Below are 8,724 nucleotides of genomic sequence, written 5' to 3'. Positions count from 1 at the left end.
CGACAGTCCCGGACGAAGCCAGAAATAAACATCAATATCCGGCTATGTCCGGTTTTGTTTAAGTTTTATAGAGCAGAATTGATAAACGATCGCTCACTGCCAGATCACTGCTATATGGTCACTGCGACTATATATTGCGACTATATATATGGAGAGGCAGATCTTGGTTGGAGGGGTGATAGGTGTTCAATTCGAGAAATTCGGGAGCAAATCGTTAGTTGTTGAAGTCATTACTAAGTAGGCGATGACTGACTAATCCCCGGATCCCCGTTGTAAAATGGAGGGGATATATATTTAAGTGAAGTTAAAAACGCTCTCGAACTGACCTAACTCTGAGACGGAGACCAATGACCCAGGAGTTTCTGATTTCTGTTACCCCAGTGGGGGATGATGAATATTTGGTACGGACGGAAAGAACACCGAAAGTGCCATCCGGTGTCCCGTTGGCGGAAGAACAGGTGAAGTGGCCAGTGGAAGAATGGCTACAATATACGCGTTATTTAATGAAAGATCCTCTATTGGAAGTGCTGGAGGGTTCATCATTAGCTATGCGGGGAGATGCTAAGGGCGGGATAGTTTTGGCAAATGGGTCGCGGTCTTTGAGTTTAGTAGAACTGGGTCAAGAACTTTATAACAGTCTCTTCCAGGGGAGGCTGCGGGACAGTTGGGCCAGCGCCCAAGCGATCGCCTGTAATCGACAAAAACCTTTACAGCTGCGCTTAGGTTTGAAAGGAAAACGGCTCAATAGCCTACCCTGGGAAGTCCTCCACGAAGGGGGAAGACCACTGGCTACGGGATGTGATGTCTTTTTTTCTCGCTACCAACCAGAAAGCCGACTACGTCTACCCAGACATTCTGGGAAACCTAACCAACCTTTAAGAATTTTAATGGCGATCGCCGCCCCCAATGACCTAAATAGTTTACAACTCAAACAAGAGGCCCTACATCTGAAAGAGGAACTACAGCCGGAATTGAGTGATAATGGAGGATACCATAGTGCCATTGAGATTACGATATTAGAACAGCCTGATCGTCAGAAAATCACCCAAGCCTTAGAACAGGGTCAATATCAGATATTTCATTATGCTGGACACAGCAGCTATACCTCGACGGGTGGCGCTTTATATTTGGTCAACGGTCGTACAGGATTAAGTGAAACTATCAGTGGGGATGATTTAGCGGGACTGCTGGTAAATAATGGGGTACTTCTAGCGGTATTAAACTCCTGTAGAGGTGCTTATAATAATCCCCTGGCGGATGCTAATGATACAGCAGAACTTAACCTGGCAGAAGCATTAGTGCGGCGAGGAGTTCCCGGGGTGTTGGCGATGGCTGAACGCATTCCTGATGAGGTAGCTTTGACGCTAACGCGCCTGTTGTACCGCCAACTCAATCAAGGATTACCAATAGATTTAAGTTTAAGTCGGGCTAGACAGGGGCTAATTTCTGCCTATGGTTCCAATCAAATATATTGGGCATTACCTGTATTGTACTTACACCATGAGTTTGATGGCATCTTAACACCAAATCCTAGGGCTGATTCAGGTAACTACCGGGAGGATATAAAAGGGAGTAGTCCAGATCTGTCTGAGGCTAACTATACAAACCTTTGGGAATTAGCAGACACTGAGGACTTGCTGGATGATGAGAGTTTTGATGAGACTTTAGACTTAGAAGCGAATGGGGAAGATTTGGGATTTATTGGGGATACTCTCCAACAACTTATGACACCTGGAATAGTTGGTGTTAATCATCAAAATAGTGGTTCTGGTTCCCAGAGACTGCCCCAAAGCTATGATGGAGACCCAAGGGATGATCAAAGGCGGGTTCAGGAGTCTGATAGTCCCAGAGGTGCCCAACGCCAGCTCAGTGGTGTGTTAGGACTGCTGCTGGTGATGATTTTATTACCGATCAGTTTCGGGGTGTGGATTTTCCGCGATCGCATTAATGATATGTTGGGCTATCCTTTAAGGGTTAATCAAACAATCAGCAATAATATCAATTCTTCAGAAAGGTTAGCAACAGCTTTGGAAGATGCTACGACTGACAAAGTTTCAGGAATTGCGATCGAACAGTTTGATCGGGCTAATTTGGAAGCAGGGGTGCAGGCTACGGAAGAGTTATTAAATCGTGGGGCGCTAGCTGAAGCTCGTGCAGCTTTGTCTGCAGTTCCGTTTCGGTATGAAGACGAACCTGCTATCAATTTTTTACAGGGACGTTTAGCCTGGCAATCTATTGAGAGGGGTAGTGCTAATTATAGTCTGGATGATGTGCGCCGATTTTGGGTGAGAGCAGTTGATGGGGAGCCAAATTCCCGGGAATATAACACAGCGTTAGGATTTGCTTACTATAGGTCGGGTGATTTACGACGGGCTTATCAAACTTGGTATCGTAGTTTGGAGTTAGCAGAGCCGATTTTCAGCTGGGAGGGAAGTTCTTTTAACGATCAATTAGCATCAGTGAATAAGGGAACATGGGCTTTGACTGGGGGGGATGTTCGCACTAAGGAGACAGACGTGGGCGAAGACAGGGATAGCTTAGATCATGTGGATGGTTCAACGCTGGAGAATATGGATGTGTTAAATGCCTATGCAGGTTTGGGATTGGTATTAATGAAATCGGCTGAGTCCCTAACTGCTGATCAACAGGCGATAGAGTGGAGTAAGGCGCGTAAATTTAGAGATAAGGTGCTTTCAGAAGCACCGGAAGCGTTTAAACCTCATGCCCTAGGGTCCAAATGGCTGTGGTCAACAGACACGATACGAGACTGGGAACTACTGCTACGGATGTAGTTCGGTTATGGTGTTTGAAAGCGGGTAACGCGATTCGAACGCGCGACATTCACCTTGGCAAGGTGACGCTCTACCACTGAGCTATACCCGCATTTGAATTGACTCTAACTATACTGTCATAAAAATTTGAGTTTGTCAAGATTGTTTGGGAAAAAATTTGAGGAATCTTCAAGGGACTAGAAGGGACTAAGGATGAGACCCGGTGGCTGAGTCTGGTGGTCTGGTGGTTGGGAATGGGAACATATATACATCAACTCCTGGTGGGGGGTGATCTGAAGGGGATTTGATATGACTATTGGTTTTTGGTCCCTAGGATTTTTTTGATAAATGCTTCCAACTCTGGGGATAACTCGAGGGGAACCTGACCTCGAATATGTAGATCCCGCTGAGGAAAGGGAATTTCAATATGGCGTTGTCGGAAGAACGCGTCAATTTGATAGTATAAATCGCTTTTAATGATAACTTGGCGGTTGGGATAGCGAGTCCAAACCCGCAGTTCAAAATTTAGGGAGCTGTCGCCAAAACCTTTAAATAAAACTTGGGGGGAAGGAATGGTTAATACATCAGAATTTGCTTGGGCGACATCTAGGAGGCTTTTTCGCACCAATTCTACATCGGAACCGTAAGCGACCCTAAGGGGAAGTCGTAAACCGGAGAGGGAGTTATCATGATCCCAGTTAATTAATTCGGATTCTAAAAATCGGGAGTTAGGAACAATAATAGACACTCTATCTAAGGTTTTAATGACGGTACTACGAGCGCCGACCCTTTCAACGGTTCCTTGATATTCTCCGACTTCAATAAAGTCTCCAATTTGAATTGGTCGCTCGAATAATAAGACTAAACCACTACCGAAATTTTTGGCGATATCCTGGAACCCAAAACCAATCCCGACACCGAATGCACTAGCTAGGATGGTGAGAGAACTAAGGTTTAAACCCCAAACTTGGAGGAGAACAATAGTACCAATAGAGATTAAGGAATATTTAACTATGACGGCGATGACTTCCTGAGCGCCTCGACCAATTCCGGTGGCTTCTAAAATACGCGATCGCAGAACATCAGCCAATAATTTTGCGCCCAAAACTAATGCCCATAATAGGAGTAATAAAACCAACAGATCAGGGATGGAGTAAGATTTATTGTCTAGGTTAATAATATCGGAAGTCAAGGTAGCCAGGAGAGTTCCCCGAATTTGATAACTCCATTGTCTAGTTATGGGGAATTGATTGGCTATATAAATAATAATAGCCAGCCATAAGCCGAATCTGACACTACCGAGAGTCAAGTTAATAAATATTTCGAGACTATGATGATACTTTTTTTGGTCTTCTGGGGATAATTGAGATTGGGGCAAAAAAGATGATAAAATTGAGCGGAAATAATATTTCCAAATTTTGCCTAAAATCCAATGAATAAATATGGCTAATAATAAAATTGTTAATGAACGTAATAAGGCGCTTCTCATAAACTCGCTAGTGCGCTCTCTTTGACCGCGATTAATAGCCAACTGAATTTGACGTTGCCAGATTTGTGCTTGTTCGAGAACATGATTACCCGCGTCGGTATCTCGTTCGGTAACAGTCAATAAATATCCATCATTTAGCCAAAGAGTTGGTAAAATATCATTAGTCCTAAGTGTGACTTCTATGGGGATAGGTGAACGAGCAGCTTCTAGAATTTTGGATTCAATGAGATTAGCCCGAAACTGCGCCGGATATCCTTCAGCATTACTAACTTTGAGTATGAGTCGCCCATCGAGGATGACGGGAGCGGTTTGAGAGTCTAAATTCATACCAAACCTATCTTGGCTATGGGCTGGATGTGCGGAAAAAATAGCGAGTAATACCGCGATTATGAAACCGATAAAGAAAGCTAATGTATAAGTGGCTTTACGAGTGAAAGAGCGATGTAGCACGGCTGTTATAGGATTTTTATTAAACTAGGTAGGAATAGGGAAACCCTGTAGTAAATATTAGCGCTAATTTTCAAATCCGGTGGCTAGTTTACGATCGCCACTAAGTTGGCTAAGGTTGTCAGGTGGCCGAAAATCGGTATGATAGGGTAAGTTTTTTTGACATTACTACCCTAATCATGACTCAAACCGTTTGGATCGCTAGACACGGAAACCGGATTGATTTTGTCAATCCTGAATGGTTTAATACCGCAGAACGTCGTTATGACCCTCATCTGTCCCCGGACGGCTTGGTTCAGGCTAAACAATTAGCTAGACGACTGGTGGGGGAAGGAATCACCCAAATTTTCTCATCGCCATTTCTGCGGACGGTTCAAACTACGGAGGCGTGCGCCAAAACCCTAGACCTACCTATCAAATTAGATTGGGGACTGGGAGAATGGCTAAATCCTGAATGGATGAAGGAAAGCCCGGAAATTCTCCCGCTGGAAACTCTGAGGGCTAAATTTCCGCGCATTGATACCACTTACCCCATGGGAACACCGAAGTATCCAGAAACTTGGGAGGAATGTTTGATGCGTACTAAAGAGGTGGTACAGCGTCTGATGGCGGCTTATCCAGATGATAACTTATTATTAATAGGACATGGTGCGTCAGTTTTAGGGACCGCAATGGGGCTAATTCCTACCCTACAGGAAACGGATATTCATGCGAGTTTATGCTGTTTGGTTAAATTAGTGCATAAACAAGGAGAATGGGTGATGGAACTTAATGGGGATACTTCCCATCTTAGTGACACTGAAGAGGAGATCCGTTTTCATTAATACTGAGTTTTTTGAGATTTGCAAAAATTGTTGATTAGGTATGGCTGGACACAGTAAATGGGCGAATATTAAACGCCAGAAAGCTAGGGTTGATGCGGTTAAAGGTAAGGTTTTTACGAAAATTTCTCGGGAAATTATTGTGGCGGCGCGACAAGGTGCTGATCCGGGGGGAAATTTTCAGTTAAGAACAGCTATTGAGAAGGCGAAAGCGGCAGGTATTCCTAATGAAAATATCGAAAGGGCGATCGCTAAAGGCTCCGGGACTTTTTCGGAGGGGTCGCAGTTGGAGTCTATCCGATATGAGGGTTATGGTATCGGTGGCGTGGCGGTTTTAATTGAGGGATTAACGGATAACCGGAACCGGACGGCGGCGGATCTGCGATCGGCTTTTACTAAGAATGGGGGAAACCTGGGGGAAACGGGTTGTGTGAGTTGGATGTTTGAACAAAAGGGGGTTGTAACTTTGGCGGGTCCTATTGATGAGGAGAAGTTGTTAGAGGCTTCTGTGGAAGGGGAGGCTGAGTCCTACGAGTTGACTCCTGTTGATGATACTGATGGGGTGGAAGTGTTTACAGTGGTGGAAAATTTGGAACATTTGAATCAGGTTTTAGATGATTTTGGGTTTCGGGTGGTGGAAGCCGAATTGCGTTGGATTCCTAGCAATATTGTGGAGATTGATGATGTGGAAAAAGCCCGATCGCTCATGAAGTTAATGAATGCTTTGGATGATTTGGATGATGTGCAAAATGTGACGGCTAATTTTGAGATGTCTGATAGTTGCTATGAGATGCTTTATGGTGCTTAATCGGCAATAATTAAGTAAGAATAAGTTGCTAAAAAAAGGTTGGGTGAGATGGTAAATGGGTAAATTATGGGATGGTTTGGGGGTAATATGTATAGTGGGTTTAACTACTGCTACTGTGGCGGTGGGGGCGGTGGGGGCGGTGTTCCCGTCGTTAAAATCTGGGTGGGATTTAAGGGCGATCGTCCAGTTGGAAGGGCTGAATTTACCCCGTCCTCAAACTACGGGAGAAAGCCAGGTTTCTCTGCATCCGATTGAGGGTAGTCAGGTGTTTGCGGTTGATGTGGAAATCGGGGAAAGTAGGGGGGGCTTTTTGTTTGATACGGGCGCTTCTACTACTATGGTGGGAAGTCCCTTAGTCGCCGATTTGGGATTGGTGGGAGAGGAAATTTCAGGCGATCGCGTTAAGTCAGCAGTAGCGGGTGATGATTGTCCAGAGATGGATGCAACTTTACATCGTCTTCCTACTCTGAAAATGGGGGAAGCACAGGTGATGGATTTACAGGTTTTGGAATTTGCTAATAAGACAATTCCTGATGGCTTATCTGGGGTGTTGGGAATGGATGTTTTGGCGGAATTTGATCTGATCGTAAATCCTGAAACTAGACAGCTTCAGCTTTTGTCACCCTCTCCTCTTCCCCCACATTTATCGGCGACGGCGATACCTTTAAAAAGTCGTTTGGGGGTCATGTTAGCAGAGGTGGCGATCGCTGATCGGGGGTCGTTTACTTTTATGTTGGATACCGGGGCTGATACTATCTTTATTTCCGAAGATTTAGCCGATCGCTTGGAAATCGATCCAGCATCCCGTAGTCCTGTCCAGGTTTTGGGATTTTGTGGGTTAGAGGCGGCGACCCTATCAACCCTCACCACGGTGGAATTAGGAACCCATAAACTGACCAATTTAGAAGCCGTTATTTTGTCCTCTCCCTCCGTTTTGGATATGTTAGAAGTTGATGGAATTTTGGGACCAACTTTTTTTAACAATTATCAACAATATTGGCGGTTTGATAGGCGATCGACATCATCAGAATGGGGCGGTAGTTTACTATTAAATCCCTATAGATAGGTTAAATCAAGCTGCTATAGCCATGGTTTTAATGATTTTCTAATCACCGAGAGAGACTAATAGTATTATATCGCAAGTTGGTGTAATCAGCAAACCTCTGATTATTAATTGTTAAGAGTTGGTGGCGATAGGACTCCCCCAAAATTGGCAAGTTTCAGATAATCTTAAACAAGTTCCGCTACAATATCTTGAGTAATATCATCAATAGGGAATGCAATTATGACCCAGGCGAAAATTGGCATTATTGGCGGCAGTGGTCTTTATCAAATGGAAGCCCTCACCGACTTAGAAGAAGTCCTAGTTGAGACACCCTTTGGGTCTCCCTCTGATCTGGTTATTTTAGGAACCTTAGAAGGGATGAGGGTAGCTTTTCTGGCGCGTCATGGACGAGATCATAAACTTCTTCCCAGTGAGTTACCTTATCGGGCGAATATTTACGCCATGAAAAGTTTGGGAGTCGAATATATTATTTCCGCCTCCGCTGTCGGTTCTCTGAAAGCTGAGGTTAAGCCTTTAGATATGGTAATTCCTGACCAATTTATTGACAGGACAAAAAACAGAATTTCGACTTTTTTTGGGGATGGAATTGTCGCCCATATTGGTTTTGGTCATCCGGTTTGTAACCAGTTGGCTGCTGTTGTCGGTGATGCGATATCCGCTTTGAATTTCCCAGAAGTAACCCTACACAGAGGCGGAACTTATATTTGTATGGAAGGACCCGCTTTTTCCACCCAAGCTGAGTCTAATTTGTATCGAACTTGGGGGGGGACTGTAATTGGTATGACTAATTTAACAGAAGCCAAACTCGCACGGGAAGCTGAAATAGCCTATGCTACATTAGCCTTAGTAACTGACTATGATTGTTGGCATCCCGACCATGATCATGTAACCGTTGATTTAGTGATTGATAACCTCAAGCATAATGCAGTTAATGCCCAAAAAGTAATTCAGGAAACCGTTAAACGACTCTCTCAAAATATGCCAGAGTCCGAGGCACATTCTGCCTTAAAATATGCCATTCTTACTCCTTTAGCAAAAGTACCACAACCTCGAAAACAACAGCTTCAGTTACTGTTGAAAAAGTATCTTTAAGTTATCCTGAGTAGCTTGGGGCTAAATTATTAACAGGTTTTTAGCCCCGCCAGGACTTACCTATGGTTAATTAAGAACCGGGATTAAACACTTGAGATGCTGTTAAATCAATGTGTCTAAATTGGGGTGATATGATTAAATTATCTCCCGCAAAAACTCCGATTTCTGTGTAGCCAGTTTCGGTGATTTCTAAAACTAGGATGGTTTGAGTTTGGGGGTCAACTATCCAA

Annotated in this window: 6 protein-coding genes and 1 tRNA gene; 5 read left to right on the top strand and 2 right to left on the bottom strand. The window is 44.1% G+C overall.

What is annotated here, in order from left to right; all coding sequences use genetic code 11:
• The first annotated feature begins 347 nt into the window (after positions 1 to 347).
• Positions 348 to 2,792: a CHAT domain-containing protein gene (locus ACTIE0_RS21105; RefSeq protein WP_006626137.1), complete on the top strand. Its 2,445-nt coding sequence runs from the start codon at positions 348 to 350 to the stop codon at positions 2,790 to 2,792.
• A gap of 19 nt (positions 2,793 to 2,811) precedes the next feature.
• Here the strand turns inward: ACTIE0_RS21105 and ACTIE0_RS21100 are convergent.
• Both ACTIE0_RS21100 and ACTIE0_RS21095 read right to left on the bottom strand, forming a co-directional pair.
• Positions 2,812 to 2,883, bottom strand: a tRNA-Gly gene (locus ACTIE0_RS21100).
• 201 nt (positions 2,884 to 3,084) lie between these two features.
• Positions 3,085 to 4,710, bottom strand: coding sequence for a mechanosensitive ion channel family protein (locus ACTIE0_RS21095; protein ID WP_006626136.1), 1,626 nt, complete (start codon positions 4,708 to 4,710; stop codon positions 3,085 to 3,087).
• 176 nt (positions 4,711 to 4,886) lie between these two features.
• Between ACTIE0_RS21095 and ACTIE0_RS21090 the strand changes: the two genes are divergently transcribed.
• From ACTIE0_RS21090 to ACTIE0_RS21075, 4 genes are all read left to right on the top strand, one after another.
• Positions 4,887 to 5,531 (top strand): histidine phosphatase family protein, encoded by a 645-nt coding sequence (locus tag ACTIE0_RS21090; protein ID WP_035760232.1) that lies wholly within the window; start codon positions 4,887 to 4,889, stop codon positions 5,529 to 5,531.
• 40 nt (positions 5,532 to 5,571) lie between these two features.
• Positions 5,572 to 6,336, top strand: a complete 765-nt coding sequence (locus ACTIE0_RS21085; protein ID WP_006626134.1) for a YebC/PmpR family DNA-binding transcriptional regulator — start codon at positions 5,572 to 5,574, stop codon at positions 6,334 to 6,336.
• Between the two features lie 55 nt (positions 6,337 to 6,391).
• Positions 6,392 to 7,402, top strand: coding sequence for an aspartyl protease family protein (locus ACTIE0_RS21080; RefSeq protein WP_006669261.1), 1,011 nt, complete (start codon positions 6,392 to 6,394; stop codon positions 7,400 to 7,402).
• A gap of 219 nt (positions 7,403 to 7,621) precedes the next feature.
• The gene (locus ACTIE0_RS21075) at positions 7,622 to 8,494 is read left to right on the top strand and encodes an S-methyl-5'-thioadenosine phosphorylase (RefSeq protein WP_006669260.1); all 873 of its coding nucleotides are present in this window, start codon (positions 7,622 to 7,624) and stop codon (positions 8,492 to 8,494) included.
• Positions 8,495 to 8,724 lie beyond the last annotated feature (230 nt).

It is taken from the genome of Limnospira sp. (genome assembly GCF_051859755.1).
GTDB lineage: Bacteria > Cyanobacteriota > Cyanobacteriia > Cyanobacteriales > Microcoleaceae > Limnospira > Limnospira fusiformis.
Note: the sequence above shows the minus strand (reverse complement) of the source record. Positions and strands in the feature narration are given on the sequence as shown.

Bases quoted from the DNA above. Each gene is read 5' to 3' on its own strand.
- ACTIE0_RS21105 (WP_006626137.1), top strand. From the start codon at position 348: ATGACCCAGGAGTTTCTGATTTCTGTTACCCCAGTGGGGGATGATGAA.
- ACTIE0_RS21085 (WP_006626134.1), top strand. From the start codon at position 5,572: ATGGCTGGACACAGTAAATGGGCGAATATTAAACGCCAGAAAGCTAGG.
- ACTIE0_RS21080 (WP_006669261.1), top strand. From the start codon at position 6,392: ATGGGTAAATTATGGGATGGTTTGGGGGTAATATGTATAGTGGGTTTA.
- ACTIE0_RS21075 (WP_006669260.1), top strand. From the start codon at position 7,622: ATGACCCAGGCGAAAATTGGCATTATTGGCGGCAGTGGTCTTTATCAA.
- ACTIE0_RS21090 (WP_035760232.1), top strand. From the start codon at position 4,887: ATGACTCAAACCGTTTGGATCGCTAGACACGGAAACCGGATTGATTTT.